At 74.2% G+C, this 14,803-nt stretch carries 12 protein-coding genes and 1 pseudogene; 3 read left to right on the top strand and 10 right to left on the bottom strand.

All coding sequences use genetic code 11. The features are described 5' to 3' along the window. Positions 1-102: 102 nt before the first annotated feature. Together IE244_RS26340 and IE244_RS26335 are read right to left on the bottom strand one after the other, a co-directional pair. Complete coding sequence (locus tag IE244_RS26340) at positions 103-1,272, bottom strand: anhydro-N-acetylmuramic acid kinase (RefSeq protein WP_191876051.1); 1,170 nt, start codon at positions 1,270-1,272, stop codon at positions 103-105. Then, positions 1,263-2,615: an MFS transporter gene (locus IE244_RS26335; RefSeq protein WP_191876050.1), complete on the bottom strand. Its 1,353-nt coding sequence runs from the start codon at positions 2,613-2,615 to the stop codon at positions 1,263-1,265. The genes IE244_RS26340 and IE244_RS26335 overlap by 10 nt, the downstream gene beginning before the upstream one ends. A 172-nt stretch (positions 2,616-2,787) precedes the next feature. Between IE244_RS26335 and IE244_RS26330 the strand changes: the two are divergent. Next, positions 2,788-5,468 (top strand): annotated as a pseudogene (locus IE244_RS26330) (ATP-binding protein). A gap of 7 nt (positions 5,469-5,475) precedes the next feature. Here the strand turns inward: IE244_RS26330 and IE244_RS26325 are convergent. From IE244_RS26325 to IE244_RS26295, 7 genes are all read right to left on the bottom strand, one after another. Continuing rightward, positions 5,476-6,267 (bottom strand): SDR family NAD(P)-dependent oxidoreductase, encoded by a 792-nt coding sequence (locus IE244_RS26325; protein ID WP_191876049.1) that lies wholly within the window; start codon positions 6,265-6,267, stop codon positions 5,476-5,478. Positions 6,268-6,331: 64 nt separating this feature from the next. Then, entirely contained in the window at positions 6,332-7,495 is a 1,164-nt protein-coding gene (pcaDC, locus tag IE244_RS26320) for a bifunctional 3-oxoadipate enol-lactonase/4-carboxymuconolactone decarboxylase PcaDC (RefSeq protein WP_191876048.1), read from the bottom strand. Next, positions 7,492-8,832: a 3-carboxy-cis,cis-muconate cycloisomerase gene (gene pcaB, locus IE244_RS26315; protein WP_191876047.1), complete on the bottom strand. Its 1,341-nt coding sequence runs from the start codon at positions 8,830-8,832 to the stop codon at positions 7,492-7,494. The genes pcaDC and pcaB overlap by 4 nt, the downstream gene beginning before the upstream one ends. Further along, positions 8,829-9,440, bottom strand: a complete 612-nt coding sequence (gene pcaG / locus IE244_RS26310) for a protocatechuate 3,4-dioxygenase subunit alpha (protein WP_191876046.1) — start codon at positions 9,438-9,440, stop codon at positions 8,829-8,831. Before pcaG ends, pcaB begins: the two co-directional genes overlap by 4 nt. Before the next feature lie 4 nt (positions 9,441-9,444). Continuing rightward, positions 9,445-10,218, bottom strand: a complete 774-nt coding sequence (gene pcaH, locus IE244_RS26305; RefSeq protein WP_191876045.1) for a protocatechuate 3,4-dioxygenase subunit beta — start codon at positions 10,216-10,218, stop codon at positions 9,445-9,447. 65 nt (positions 10,219-10,283) lie between these two features. Continuing rightward, positions 10,284-10,928, bottom strand: a complete 645-nt coding sequence (locus tag IE244_RS26300) for a CoA transferase subunit B (protein WP_191876044.1) — start codon at positions 10,926-10,928, stop codon at positions 10,284-10,286. Then, positions 10,928-11,683, bottom strand: a complete 756-nt coding sequence (locus IE244_RS26295) for a CoA transferase subunit A (protein WP_191876043.1) — start codon at positions 11,681-11,683, stop codon at positions 10,928-10,930. Before IE244_RS26295 ends, IE244_RS26300 begins: the two co-directional genes overlap by 1 nt. Before the next feature lie 183 nt (positions 11,684-11,866). Between IE244_RS26295 and IE244_RS26290 the strand changes: the two genes are divergently transcribed. Both IE244_RS26290 and IE244_RS26285 read left to right on the top strand, forming a co-directional pair. Beyond that, positions 11,867-12,331 carry a MarR family winged helix-turn-helix transcriptional regulator gene (locus IE244_RS26290; RefSeq protein WP_191876042.1) on the top strand — a complete coding sequence of 155 codons (465 nt, stop codon included), beginning with the start codon at positions 11,867-11,869 and terminating at the stop codon, positions 12,329-12,331. 102 nt (positions 12,332-12,433) lie between these two features. Then, positions 12,434-13,624, top strand: a complete 1,191-nt coding sequence (locus tag IE244_RS26285; RefSeq protein ID WP_191876041.1) for a zinc-dependent alcohol dehydrogenase — start codon at positions 12,434-12,436, stop codon at positions 13,622-13,624. 35 nt (positions 13,625-13,659) lie between these two features. On the opposite strand, the gene IE244_RS26280 is transcribed toward IE244_RS26285, so the two are convergent. After that, a complete protein-coding gene (locus IE244_RS26280; protein WP_191876040.1) occupies positions 13,660-14,736 on the bottom strand; it encodes an ATP-dependent DNA ligase in 1,077 nt (358 codons plus the stop codon). Positions 14,737-14,803: the final 67 nt, after the last annotated feature.

The raw sequence follows: 14,803 nt of genomic DNA, 5'->3' as shown, positions 1-14,803 counted from the left end.
CCCACCGTATGAGGCGACGGTGAAAGTGGGATGAGAGGATTCACGATCAATCTGTCGGACGGGACATTTCGCCCCCACTTTTCTTTTCTCACGTCTCTTCTCTCACGGCTTCCCGTCCGCTCCCTCCACCACCAGCCGCACCGGTTCGCGCGCCGCGGGCGGCGGCAGCCGGAACCCGTCCCCGCCCGGAGTCAGCGATCCCAGCACGCTCGCGTGCCGGGCGCCGGTGCTGCGCGGATCGGTCCCGGGCAGCCCGTGGGCGGTCAGGAAGCCCAGGACCGCGAAGGCGTACGCCTCCTTCGCGGCGCCGGGCAGCCCCAGCTCGTCCGAGGCGCGTACCGGGACGGGCCCGAGCTGTTCCCGGAGCATGCCCGTCAGCACCGGGTTGCGGATGCCGCCGCCGGAGGCGATCACCTCGGTCGCGCCGACCGCCCGCACCGCGTCCGCGACCGTCCGGGCCGTCAGCAGCGTGAGGGTGGCCAGAGCGTCCTCGGGGCGGATGCCGTCGAACAACCCGGCCGACCTCAGATACCCCCGGTGGAACACCTCCTTGCCGGTCGTCTTCGGCGGCGCCAGCGCGTAGTACGGCTCCGCCAGCAGCCGGTCCAGCAGCCGTCGCTCCGGCCGCCCGCGCCCGGCCAGCGCGCCGTCCGCGTCGTACGCCTCGCGCCCGCCGCTGAACTCCCGGACCGCCGCGTCCAGCAGCGCGCAGCCCGGGCCGGTGTCGAAGGCCGTCCCGTCCGGCGCGGTCAGGTTGGCGATGCCACCGATGTTCAGGGCCACCGCCCGGCCCGGCCTGCCGCGCAGCCACAGCAGGTCGACCAGGCTGACCAGCGGCGCGCCCTGGCCGCCGGCCGCGACGTCCCGGGCCCGGAAGTCGGCGACCACCGGCAGTCCGGTCGCCTCCGCGATCCACGCCGGCCGGCCCAGCTGGAGCGTGCCGTGCACCCGGCCGCCGTCCGCCCAGTGATAGACCGTCTGCCCGTGCGAGGCCACCAACTCGGCCCGCCCCGCGCACAGTTCGCGGTCGGCCCGGACGGCCGCCGCCGCGAACGCCCGCCCGATGCCGGTGTCCAGCCGGCACACCTCGGCGAGCGGTACGGCGGCCGGCGGCAGGGCCCGGGTGAGGGCCGCGCGCAGACCGGGGTCGTACGGGCTGCTCACCATCCCCAGGGGCCGCAGCAGCAGCGTGTCACCGTCGAGCCGGAGCCCGGCCGCCGCCGCGTCGACCGCGTCGTACGACGTCCCCGACATCAACCCGATCACCAGCATCGGTCACCACCTCCCTTGCCTCTCCCGTTCTCCGCGGACCGTGCGCTGTCCGTGGGGCCTGTGCCACCCGTGGGCCGGGCCAGCAGGGCCAGCGCGCTGACCGCGCACGCCGCCGCCGCGTAGTACGCGGGTACGTCCGGGTTGCCGGTGCGACGCACCGCCTCCGGGATGATCAGACCCGCGCAGCCGGAGAACACCGCGTTCGCCAGGGCGTAGGCGAGGCCGAGGCCCGCCCAGCGCACCCCGGTCGGGAACGTCTCGGCCAGCAGAGCGGGTCCCGGACCCGCCATCAGGCCCACGACCGCGCCCGCGGCGGCGAGCGCCCATCCCTTCGCGACGCCTGAAGCGGCCGGATCCTGCAGGACGTCGAGCAGGGGCAGCGCCGTCACCGTCACCAGTACCGCCCCCGCGAACAGCACCGGCCGCCGCCCGACCCGGTCGCTCAGCAGCCCCGCGGGCAGGATCGCCGCCGCGAAACCGGCGTTCGCCACGGCCGCGGAGAGCAGCGCCCGCCGGACGCCCGCGTGCAGCGAGACCTGGAGGTACGAGGGCAGCACCACCAGGAAGGTGTAGCCGGCCGCCGACCAGCCCGTCACCCGCGCCGCCGCGAGCAGCAGCGCCCCCCACCCGAGCCGCGCCGTCCGCGCGCCCGGCGCGTCCGCGTGGGCCAGGAAGGACGGCGTCTCCGTCAGTCCCGCCCGCAGCCACAGCGCCACCAGCCCGAGCGGCAACGCGAGCAGGAACGGCAGCCGCCAGCCCCAGGAGGCCAGTTGGGATCCGGTGAGCGCCGTGGCCGTCAGCGCCGCCACGCCCGCCCCGCAGAGCAGCCCCAGTGCCACCGTGAACGACTGCCACGCCCCGTACAGACCCCGTCGGCCCGGCGGTGCGAACTCCGTCAGCACCGTGACCGCACCGCCGAACTCGCCGCCCGCCGCCAGCCCCTGAACGGCCCTCAGAAAGGTCAGCAGCCACGGTGCGAGCGCGCCCGCGGTGGCGTACGTCGGCAGCGCTCCGATCAGCGTCGTCGTGCCCGACATCAGCGCGACCACCGCGATCAGCACCGGCCGCCGCCCCCACCGGTCGCCCAGCCGGCCGAACAGCACCGCGCCGAGCGGCCGGAAGAAGAAGGCCAGCGCGAACGAGGCGTACGTGCGGACCAGCGCCTCGGCGGAGCCGCCGCCCGCCGGGGCGAAGAACCGCTCGGCCAGCACCGTCGCCAGAAAGCCGTAGACCCCGAACTCGTACCACTCGACGAGATTGCCCACCGACCCCGCCGCCACCGCGCGCACCGTCGGCCGCCGCGAGGGCGCGCGGGCGCCGGAAACAGGTTTCGTGCCAGCCATGGTTGACGCTCCGTCCGCTGCTGACCGGCGGCTCGGGCCGGGTGCGCGTCGCCTGCCCGCACCCGCGTTCACCCACCGGGGCAACAGCTGCCCCGACCGGCCACCACACATCCCACCGGACGGCTAGGCTCGTGGTCTGTACGTCATTCGGGCGACCTGGGGAGGTAACGGAATGACGGAGGGACGGCCGCCGGCGGCCGCCGCGGCCTGCCTGTGGGAGCGGGACGGGGAGATCGCCACCGTCGCGCAGGCACTCGACCTCCTGTGCGCCGACCAGTCGTCCGCGGGGAGTCTGCTGGTCATCCGCGGCGAGGCGGGTCTCGGCAAGACCGCGCTGCTGGCCGAGACGCGCCGCATCGCCGAACGCCGCGGCTGCGCCGTGTGGTCCGCGCGGGGTGCGGAAACCCTGCGGTCGGTCCCGTTCAACGTGGTACGGCAGCTGCTCCAGCCCGCGCTGCTGTCCCTGCTGCCGGAGGAGGCCGCGAGTACCTCGGCGACTGGTACGACATCGCCGGCCCCGCCCTCGGCATAGCCGACCCGCAGGAAGGCAGCGCCGACCCGCAGTACGTGTGCGACGGACTCGTCGCGGCGGTACGCCGGCTCGCCCGCCGCGAGTGGCCGCTCGTGCTGCTGATCGACGACGCCCACTGGGCCGACCAGGAGACCCTGCGCTGGCTCGCCGCCTTCGCCGAACGCCTGGACGACCTCTCCGTCCTCGTCGTGGTCGCCCGCCGGCCCGGCGAGGTCAGCGGCGACAGCGCCCGCCACCTCGACGCGGTGGCCGCCGCGGGCCGTACCGTGAGCAGCCTCAGGGCCCTCACCCCCGACGCCGCCGCCGGACTCACCCGCGCCACCCTCGGCCGGCACGCCGACGACGCGTTCTGCCGCGAGGTCTGGGCCGTGACCGCCGGCAACCCCTACGAGACGGTCGAACTCCTCGCCAAGGTGCAGGACAGCGAACTCCAGCCGGTCGAGGGCCGGGCCGGCGAGCTGCGCGCCCTCAACCGTGCCGCGCGCGGCGGCGGACTGGTCGACCGGCTCAAGGGGCTCGGCCTGGAGGCCACCCAGTTCGCCTGGGCCGCCGCCATCCTCGGCACCGGCATCACCGTCGACATGGTCGCCCGCCTCGCCACCATGGACGAGGCTGTGGCCCGGCACTGCGCCGGCCTGCTCTGCACCGCCCGCATCCTCACCGAAGCCGCGCCTGTGGCCGGCACCGAGCGCGAGGAGGGCGAGCTGGAGTTCGTCCACCCGCTCATCGCCACCGCCGTCTACAACTCCATCCCCTCCGGCGTGTGCACCGCCATGCACGGTGTCGCCGCCCAGATCATCACCGAACTGGGCCGCGGCGCCTCCCAGGCCGCCCGCCACCTGCTGAAGGTGCACCCGGACGGCGACGAGGAACTCGTCGAGCAGCTGCGCGAGGCCGCCCGCGACCACCTCGCCGTCGGCGCCCCGGACGCGGCCCGCATCTGCCTCGAACGCGCCCTGCACGAGCCGCCGCTCCCCGACGTCCACGCGCACGTCCTGTACGAACTGGGCTGCGCCACCCTGCTCACCGCGCCCGCCGTCACCATCGAGCACCTCCAGCACGCCCTCGGCCTGCCCGGCCTCGACGGCCGGCGGCGGGTCGACGCGGTGGTCCGGCTGTCCCAGGCCCTGCTCCACAACGACCAGCTGGAGGAGGCCGTCCGCACGATCGAGGCCGAGGCCGCACGGCACGAACCCGGCCCCGTCAAACTGCGCCTGCATGCCGTGCAGTTCATGTGGGAGGGCATCCACGGCGAGACGGTCTCCCCGGCCCGCTCCCGGAGCCTGGCCGACCTCGCGCGCACCTGCACCGGCCGCGACAACGCCGAACGCGCCCTGCTGATCCTGCGCGGCTTCGACGCCATGACCCACGGCGAGAGCGCCGACGAGGTCCTCGAACTGTGCGACCGGGCCCTGGTCAACGGCCGCCTGGCACCCGGCCTCGGCTGGACCGACCAGGAGTGGGGCATGGAGCTGCTGATGATGCTCGGCAGCGCGTACGCCTACGCCGACCGGCTCGACCGCGCCGAGAGCCTCTTCGCCGAGGCCCTGCGCGCCTACACCACCGCCGGCTGGCGCGGCGGCCACCTCTCCCTCGCCAACGCGTTCCTCGGCCTCGCCTACCGCAGACAGGGCCGGCTGCGCGACGCCGAGTCCACCCTGCGCGAGGCCCTCGTCCTCGCCGAACGCGTCGGCCGCCGCCTGCCGCTGTACTGGTCGGCGACCTGCGGACTGGTCGACACCCTGCTGGCCCGCGGCCGTGTCGAGGAGGCCTGGTCGATCGCCGAGCAGTACGGCTTCGCGCCGCCCTACCCGTCCACGATCGTGCTGCCCGACATCCGCTGTGTGCGCGGCAGGCTGCTGCTGGCCGTCGGCCGCACCGCCGAGGGCATCCACGAACTGGAGGCCGCCGAGAAGACGGCCGCCTCGCGCGGCGGCCACAACCCCGTCCTGTCGCCTTGGTCCGTCGACCTCGCCAAGGCCGTCGCCGACCAGGATCCGGCCCGCGCCGCCCGGCTCGCCTCCGACGCCCGCCGGCAGGCCGAGCGCTTCGGCACGGACACCGCCATCGGTGAGGCCCTGCGCTGCGCCGCCGCCCTGGAGACGGGCGGTCGGGCGGTCCAGCTCGCCGCCCAGGCCGTCACCTATCTGGAGGCCTCACCCTGCCAGTACGAACACGCGGCGGCCCGCGTCGAGCACGGCATCGCCGCCCGCTCCGTCGCGGAACTGGGCCGGGGCCTGGACCTCGCACGGGCCTGCGGCGCGGAGGGGCTGGCCGCCCAGGCGAGGGAGGTGCTGGAGACGGGCCGGGGGCTGCGGTAGGCCTGCCTCACATCGCGAGCAGCTGCTCCGTCACCGCCGTCAGTCGCCCGCGTACCTCCGGGTCGTACGCCTCCTCGTGCGCCCGCGCCGGTCGCGTCCCGTCGAAGTAGCCTCCGTTGCCCCGCTCCTGCGTGGCCAGCGCCAGCACGCCCGGCGCTCCGTCGGCGACCGAGTTCCACGGGGCGATGCCGCCCTCGCGGACCATCGCCGTGTCCATGTAGGTGGCGGGGTGCAGGACGTTCACCGACACCCCGGTGTCCGCCAGTTCCGCGGCGAGCGTGAAGGTGTGCGCGGCGAGGGCGAACTTGCTGCGGCAGTACGCCGACACCCCGCCGTAGCCGCGGGTGAGTTCCGGGTCGCCGAAGTCGAGGGGTTCCTGGCCGGCCGAGCCGACGTTCACGATCCGGGCCGGCGGGTTCGCGCGCAGGACCGGCAGCAGGGACCGGGTGAGGACGACGGGCGCGAGATAGTTCACGGCGAGCCGCAGCTCATGGCCGTCCGCGCTCAGCTCCCGCCCCGAACCGGGCGTGCCGGCGCCCACCCCCGCGTTGTTGATCAGCACGTCGAGGCCGGGATGTGTCCCGGCGACCCGGGCACCCAGCTCGCGCACCTCGGCGAGGCGGGCCAGGTCGGCGACGAACCCCTCGGCCTCGCCCTCGGTGCGCAGCTCCGCGACCAGCCGCTCGGTGCGCCGCCGGTCGCGGCCGTGGGCGAGGACCACATGACCGGAGCGGACCAGCTCGAAGGCGACGTACCGGCCGAGTCCGGAGGTGGCACCGGTGATCAGAATGGTGGACATGCGCCCACCCTAGGCACGGTCCGGCACCGGGAGAGGGGTGCTGGTGAAGCTACGACCAGCAGGGTCACCCTCGGCCCTCGGCCCGCGCGTCCTCCCCACCCTTCCCATCCTCCCCGTCCTCCTCGGCGAGGACCCGCTGGGCCGTCGCGAACGCGGAGTTCGCGGCCGGCACCCCGCAGTACACGGCGGTCTGCAGCAGCACCGCGCCGATCTCCTGCGCCGTCAGCCCGTTGCGCCGCGCCGCCCGGACGTGCATCGCCAGCTCGTCGTCGTGGCCGTGGGCGACCAGCGCCGTCAGCGTGATCATGCTGCGCTCGCGGCGCGACAGCGTCGGGTCGGTCCAGATCTCCCCCCAGGCGTAGCGGGAGACGAAGTCCTGGAAGCGGGCGGTGAACGGGGTCTGCCGGGCCTGCGCCCGGTCCACGTGCGCATCGCCCAGCACCTCCCGGCGCACCGCCATCCCGCCGGCCGCCGGCCCGTCGAGCTGGGTGCGCAGCGCGCTCAGCACGGCCGCCGGGCACTGCGCGGGCGCCAGATGGGAGGCGCCGGGCAGCTCCACCAGCGTGGCGCCGGGCACGGCGTCGGCGATCTCCCGCAGATGCGCGGGCGGCGTCGCGGGATCCTCCCGGCCCGCCACGAGGAGCGTCGGTACGGTGATCTCACCGAGCCGGTCGCGCAGGTCGAACGCGGCGAGCGCGTCGCAGCAGGCGGCGTACGCCCCCGGATCGGCCTCGCGGTGGTCCCGGACCAGCCTGGGCACGCTGAACCCGGGGGTGAACCAGCGTGCGTCGGCGCTCTCCACCAGCCAGGCCATGCCCTCGTCGCGCACCCGCCGCGCCCGCTCCCGCCAGGCCGTGCCGTTGCCGAAGTGGGCGGAGGAGCACAGCACCGCCAGCGAGGTCAGCCGCTCGGGGTGGTGCACGGCCAGGTGGAGGCCGACGGCGCCGCCGAGCGAGACGCCCGCGTAGGCGAACCGGCCGAGGCCGAGGGCGTCGGCGAGTGCCAGCACCAGTGCGGCGAGGTCACCGACCGTCGCACCCGGCCCGATCAGTCCCGGGGGCGACCCGCCGTGCCCCGGCAGGTCCCAGCGCACCACGCGGTGGGCGGCCGACAGCTCGGGCGCGACCGCGTCCCACAGGGCGTACGAGGTGCCGAGCGAGGGTCCGAGCAGCAGCGGGGGAGCGGAAGCCGGGCCTTCGGCCAGGTGATGCGGGAGGGTCTCGGTCAACGTCGCTCCAGGGCACGGTCGGTGAGGGTCTTGGCGAAGCCGGTGTAGTGGGCGGGGTCGCTCAGGTCGTCCAGATCGACGCCCTTCAACTCCTCTCGCTCGGCGAGGAGTTCTGACAGCGGCCGGTCCTCGACGTAGGCGCGGCGGGCCAGTTCGGTCAGCAGCTCGCGGGCGCGGGCACGGCCGAGGACCGGGGCGAGGGCGGCGGACAGCCGTTCGGAGACGATCAGGCCGCCGGTGGTGCCGAGGTTGCGGCGCATCGCGGCCGGGTGCACACGCAGTCCCTCGGCCAGCCCCGCCGCGTGCTCGGCCGTGCCGCCCACGAGCCGGAGCAGGTCGCGCAGCGGTGCCCACTCGGCGTGCCAGGCGCCGGCCGGCCGTTCGTCCTCGGCGGCCAGGGAGCCGTACAGCGTGGCCGCGAGCTGGGGGGCGCGCCGGGCGGCGGCCGCCAGGAGGGTGGAGCGTACGGGGTTCGCCTTGTGCGGCATGGCCGACGAGCCGCCGCCGCTGCCCTCGCTCACCTCGCCGATCTCGGTGCGCGACAGTGTCAGGACGTCCACGCCGAACTTGCCCAGTGCCCCCGCCGTGCAGGCCAGGCACCCCGCCAGGTCCGCGATCGGCGTGCGCAGCGTGTGCCAGGGCAACACCGGTGCCGCGAGACCGACTTGACGGGCGTACTCCCGGACCAGGGCGGCGGCGTCCTCGGCGCCGTACGCCTGGAACGCCGCCAGGGTGCCGGCGGCGCCGCCGAGTTGGACGGGGAGCGAGGCCCGTACCCGGGTCACGCGGTCCGTCGCGTCCAGGACCAGCGAGCGCCAGCCGGCCGCCTTCAGCCCGAACGTGGTCGGTACGGCGTGCTGGGTGAGCGTCCGTCCCGGCATCACCGTGTCCCGGTGCTCGGCGGCGAGTGCGGCCAGCGCCCGCTCGGTGCGGCCGAGGCCGGCCAGGACCAGGCCGAGGGTGCGCGCGGCGACCAGCATCGTCGCCGTGTCCATGATGTCCTGGCTGGTGGCGCCGCGGTGGACGTAGGAGCCGTACTCCTCGCCGACCTCCCTCGTCAGGTCGGCCACCAGCGGGATGACCGGGTTGCCGCCCTCGCGGGTACGCGCCGCCACCGAACGGACGCCGAACCGGTCGCGGACCGCGGCCCGTGTCACCGCCGTCGCGGCCTCGGCCGGGGCCAGCCCCAGCGCGGCCTGTGCCCTGGTCAGCCCGGCCTCGGCGTCCAGCAGCGCCTGCAGGTACGCGAGGTCACCGGTCTCGGCCGCGGCATCCGACAGCCCCCACTCGGGGGCGAGCAGGCCGGTGTCGGCGTACGGAGGGGATGCGAATGTCACCGGAACTCCAGGAAGACCGTCTCGCCCTCACCCTGAAGGCGGATGTCGAAACGGTAGGTGCCCGGGGCCTGCTCGGCGGCGATCAGCGTGTCGCGCCGGTCGCCCACCCGGGTGAGCAGCGGGTCGGCGGCGAGGGCGGCCTCGTCGCCCGGCAGGTAGATCCGGGTGAACAGGTGCACGAGCAGGCCGCGTGCGAAGACGCAGACGCTGAGGCAGGGGGCGCCGCGCCCGCGGGCGCCGGGGCGCAGGGTGCGGGCGTACCAGTGGCCGCCGGCGTCGGTCTGGACGCGGCCCCAGCCGGTGAACTCCACGCCGTTGCGGCCCAGGCAGCCGCCGGTGGCCGGATCCCGGCGGATGGAGCCGTCCACCCGCGGGACCGTGCCGTCGGGCCGCGGACCCCACAGCTCGACGAGGGCGTCCGGCAGTGGCCTGCCCGCGCCGTCGAGGACGTACCCGTGCACGGTGATCGTGTCCAGGTGGCCCAGCGGTGCGATCTCCTCGCCGCCGCGGAAGGGCAGGGCGTAGCCGTAGAACGGGCCGACCGTGTGGGACGGGGTGGGCAGCACCTGGCCCGGCCGGCCCGGGCTGCTCGTGCCGGTCTTCGTCATGGAGTCAGCGCCCTTCCTCGGTCCAGGTGGCGACCGGGCCGTCCAGCACGATGTCCCAGTGGTAGCCGAGGGAGAACTCCGGCACGGACAGGCCGTGGTCGTAGGCCGCGACCAGCCGCTGCCGGGCCGCGTCGTCCGTCACCGACTGCAGGATCGGGTCGTACGGGAGGAGCGGGTCGCCGGGGAAGTACATCTGCGTCACCAGCCGCTGGGTGAACGCCGTGCCGAACACCGAGAAGTGGATGTGGGCGGGGCGCCAGGCGTTGACGTGGTTGCGCCACGGATACGGTCCCGGCTGGATGGTGGTGAAGTGGTAGCGGCCCTCGGCGTCGGTGAGGGTGCGGCCGAAGCCGGTGAAGTTCGGATCGAGCGGGGCGTCGTGCTGTTCGCGCTGATGCGCGTAGCGGCCGGCCGAGTTCGCCTGCCAGATCTCGATCAGCTGGCGGGGTACCGGGCGCCCGGAGCGGTCCAGCAGCCGGCCTGAGACGGTGATCCGCTCGCCGAGCGGATCGCCCCGGTGGTGCCGGGTGAGGTCGTTGTCGGTCCCGGTGATGTCGCGCTCCCCGAAGGCGGGGGAGTGCAGCTCCACCATGTCGGGGTCCTGGGCGGTGTCGACGGCGACCAGGGGCCGCTGGGGATGGCGGAGGACGGAGGAGCGGTAGGGCGCGTAGTCGCGGCGGGGGTGGTGCTCGACGGGCGCGCCGCCGGCGACACGCTCTTCGTACGCGGCGCGCTCGGCGGCGATCTCCTGGTCGATGTCCTGCTGGGTGAGAGCCATGGGGGATACCTGATGCTTCCTTGGAGTGCGAGGGCGACGTCCGCAGCGTTCGGTGCCGACCGGGTTCACGGCGGGTTCTCCACGAGGACCAGGTCCGCGTCGGTCCGGGCGAGGACCTCCTCGACGGTCACACCGGGGGCGGTCTCGACCAGGGCCAGTCCCCGGTCGGTGACGTCCAGGACCGCGAGGTCGGTGATGACCCGGTTCACACAGGCCCTGCCCGTGAGCGGCAGCGTGCACTCCTTGAGGATCTTCGGGGAGCCGTCCTTCGCGGTGTGGGTCATCACCGCGATCACCTGACGGGCGCCGTGCACGAGGTCCATCGCGCCGCCGATCCCGGTCACCAGCCTGCCCGGCACGGCCCAGTTGGCCAGGTCGCCGCCGGCCGAGACCTGCATGGCGCCGAGCACGGCCACGTCGATGTGCCCGCCGCGGATCATCGCGAAGGACAGCGCCGAGTCGAAGAAGGAGGCGCCCGGCAGAACGGTGACCGTCTCCTTGCCGGCGTTGATCAGATCCGGGTCGACCTGGTCGTCGGAGGGGTAGGGGCCCGTGCCCAGGATGCCGTTCTCCGACTCCAGGACGACCTCGACGCCCACGGGGAGATGGTTCGGGATCAGCGTCGGCAGGCCGATGCCGAGGTTGACGTACTGGCCGTCGCGCAGGTCGCGTGCCGCGCGCGCGGCGATCTCCTCGCGTGTCCAGGCCATCAGCCGCTCACCGTCCGCCGCTCGATCCGCTTGTCCGCCGCCTGCTCCGGGGTCAGCGGCACGACCCGCTGCACGAAGACGCCCGGCAGGTGGACGGCGTCCGGGTCGATCTCGCCGGGTTGGACCAGGGCCTCCACCTCGGCGATCGTCACCTTCCCGGCCATGGCGGCCAGGGGGTTGAAGTTGCGGGCGGACCGGTGGAACACGAGGTTTCCGTGCCGGTCGCCCTTGGCGGCCCTGACCAGCGCGAAGTCGGTGCGGATGGCCCGCTCCAGGACGTGCTCGACGCCGTCGAACTCCCGCACCTCCTTCGGCGGGGAGGCCAGCGCGACACCGCCCTCGCCGTCGTAGCGCCAGGGCAGTCCGCCGTCGGCGACCTGGGTGCCGACCCCGGCGGGGGTGTAGAAGGCGGGGATCCCGGCGCCGCCCGCGCGCAGCCGCTCGGCCAGCGTGCCCTGGGGGATCAGCTCCACCTCCAGCTCACCGGCCAGGTACTGGCGGGCGAACTCCTTGTTGGCGCCGATGTACGAGCCGGTCACCCGGGCGATCCGCCCCGCGGCCAGCAGCACCGCGAGCCCGGACTCCATCGCCCCGCAGTTGTTCGACACCACGCTCAGCGCGCCCACGCCGCGCTCGTACAGCGCCCGGATCAGCACGTCGGGCACACCGCTCAGCCCGAACCCGCCGACCGCGAGGGACGCGCCGCCCGGCACATCGGCCACCGCCTCCCGGGCCGTGGAGACCACCTTGTCCATCCGCGCAGCCCCATCTCTCCGCCATTAGTCAGGGCACTGAGTATTTCGACGAGATGCGCCTCACGCTGCCACCGGAGCGGAGAGCCGTCAAGGCCTCGACATATGTGTGCCTCGAAAGGAAGACGGCCGAGTCGAACGCCGGGTATCGTCAGTACACAAACGAACTGAATCGGAGGAGCGCGCATGGCCGCGGTGGACCTCACCACCCATCCCGGGCACCTGGCCCGGCGGCTGCAGCAGGCGCACTACCTGCTGTGGAACACCATGGTCTCGGAGGAGGTCACCTCACCCCAGTTCGCGGTCATGAACGCGCTCGTCGCCCAACCGGGCCTCGACCAGCGGACCGTGGGGGAGCGGGTGGGGCTGGACCGGTCGACCGTCGCCGAGGTCATCACGCGGCTCGGCCGCCGCGAGCTGCTGCACAAGGTGCGCGACCCGCAGGACGGCCGGCGCTTCCTGCTCCGCCTCACCGACGAGGGCCTGCGCACCCACCGCAGGCTGACCGTGCGCACCGCCCGGATGAACCAGGTCTTCCTGGCGCCGCTGTCCGCCGAGGAAAGGACCGTGTTCTTCGACCTGATCCGCCGGGTCGCGGCCGCGGCCGAGGACCTGCGCGACCCGGCGGATCAGGCGGTCACACGAGGCTGACCGGCACGGCGGCGGGCCGGCCGGGCGGGGGTTGGGCGCCGGGGAGCACGGGTACCCGGGCGCCACCGCGAAACGCCCACGCGACCGAGGGAGCGCGACCCCATGAAGGCAGTCACCTGGCAGGGCAGGCGGGACGTCCGGGTGGAGGACGTGCCCGACCCGCGGATCGAGGAGCCCACGGACGCCGTCATCCGCGTCACATCCACCGGACTGTGCGGCTCGGACCTGCATCTGTACGAGGTGCTCACCCCGTTCATGACCCCGGGCGACATCCTGGGGCACGAACCGATGGGCATCGTCGAGGAGGTCGGGGCCGGCGTGCCGGATCTCATGGCCGGGGACCGTGTCGTGGTGCCGTTCCAGATCGCCTGCGGACGCTGCTTCATGTGCGAGACCGGTCTGCCCACCCAGTGCGAGACCACCCAGGTCACCGGCGAGGGCATGGGCGCCGCGCTGTTCGGCTACACCCGCCTGTACGGCGCCGTCCCCGGCGGCCAGGCCGAGTATCTGCGCGTCCCGCAGGCGCAGTTCGGTCCGATCAAGGTGCCGGAGGGCCCGCCGGACGACCGTTTCGTCTACCTCTCCGACGTGCTGCCCACCGCCTGGCAGGCCGTCGAGTACGCCGCCGTACCGCCCGGCGGCACCCTCGCCGTCCTGGGCCTCGGGCCCATCGGTGACATGTCCTGCCGGATCGCGCTGGCGCTGGGCGCGGAGCGCGTGTTCGGCGTCGACCTGGTGCCGGAACGGCTCGCGCGGGCCGGCCGGGACGGTGTGCAGACGTACGACCTCAGGGCCTTCGACGACGAAAAGGCGCTGGTCCACGCCATCCGCGACGAGACCGGCGGCCGGGGCCCGGACGCCGTGATCGACGCCGTCGGCACCGAGGCCCACGGCAGCGCCGCCGCCAAGCTCGCCCAGACCGCCACCGGGCTCCTGCCCCGCAGACTCGGCGCACCGCTCGCGGAACGCTTCGCCGTCGACCGGCTCGGCGCCCTGTACATGGCGATCGACCTGGTCCGGCGCGGCGGCACCATCTCGCTGAGCGGCGTCTACGGCGGGATGGCCGACCCGATGCCGATGCTCACCCTGTTCGACAAGCAGATCCAGCTGCGCATGGGCCAGGCCAACGTCCGCCGCTGGACCGACCGGATCATGCCGTATCTGACCGACGAGGACCCGCTGGGGGTCGAGGACTTCGCCACCCACCGGCTGCCGCTCGCCGAGGCCCCGCACGCCTACGAGATGTTCCAGCGCAAGCAGGACGGCGCCATCAAGATCCTCATGCAGCCCTGAGCCGGCCCTGAGCCCTGCGCCGTGCGGCCGGCCGGTCAGCCCGGGTCCTTCTCACCGAGGATCTCCGCGAGGTCGTAGCGGACCGGCTCCTCCAGCTGGGCGTAGGTGCAGCTGCGCGGTGTGCGGTCCGGGCGCCAGCGGCGGAAGCGGGCGGTGTGCCGGAAGCGCTGCCCGTTCTCCATGTGGTCGTAGGCCACCTCGGCCACCCGCTCGGGCCGCAGCGGCACCCAGGACAGGTCCTTCTTGCCGGACCAGCGGCTCGGCGCCCCCGGCAGCCGGGCCGTCTCATGGGCGGCCTCGTCCGACCAGGCCGCCCACGGGTGCCCGGCCACGTCGTCCATGCGCAGCGGCGCCAGCTCCTCGACGAGCTCGGCCCGCCTCTTCATGGTGAAGGCGGCCGACACGCCCACGTGCTGGAGTCCGCCGCGGTCGTCGTACAGCCCCAGCAGCAGCGAGCCGACCACCGGGCCGCTCTTGTGCAAGCGGTATCCGGCCACGACCACGTCCGCCGTGCGCTCGTGCTTGATCTTGAACATGGCCCGCTCGTCCTGCCGGTAGCGCAGGGTCAGCGGCTTGGCGACGATCCCGTCGAGTCCCGCACCCTCGAACTGCTCGAACCACTGCTCGGCCACCTCGACATCGGTCGTGGCGGGCGCCAGATGCACCGGTGGCGCGGCCTCGGCGAGCGCCCGGTCCAGCAGCGCCCGGCGGCCGGCCAGCTCCACGTCGAGCAGCGACTCGTCGTCCAGCGCGAGCAGGTCGAAGGCGACGAACGACGCCGGGGTCCGCTCCGCCAGCATCCGCACCCGGGAGTCCGCCGGGTGGATGCGCTCGGTCAGCGCGTCGAAGTCCAGCCGCCCGTTCCGGGCGATCACGATCTCCCCGTCGAGCACGCACCGCGCCGGCACCCGCTCCTTCAGCGCCGCCACCAGCTCGGGAAAGTACCTGGTCAGCGGCTTTCCGGTACGGCTGCCCAGCTCGACCTCCGTCCCGTCCCGGAACACGATCGAACGGAACCCGTCCCACTTCGCCTCGTAGTGCATGCCCGGCGGGATCCTGGCCACCGACTTGGCGAGCATGGGCTTCACAGGCGGCATCACCGGCAGGTCCATGCCCCTGATTCTGCGCGCATACCTCCCCTGCCGCCCGGTGTGCGAGCGATGCGGGGTGCGCCTACCG

The sequence above is a fragment of the Streptomyces filipinensis genome (assembly GCF_014649495.1).
Taxonomy (GTDB): domain Bacteria; phylum Actinomycetota; class Actinomycetes; order Streptomycetales; family Streptomycetaceae; genus Streptomyces; species Streptomyces filipinensis.
Note: the sequence above shows the minus strand (reverse complement) of the source record. Positions and strands in the feature narration are given on the sequence as shown.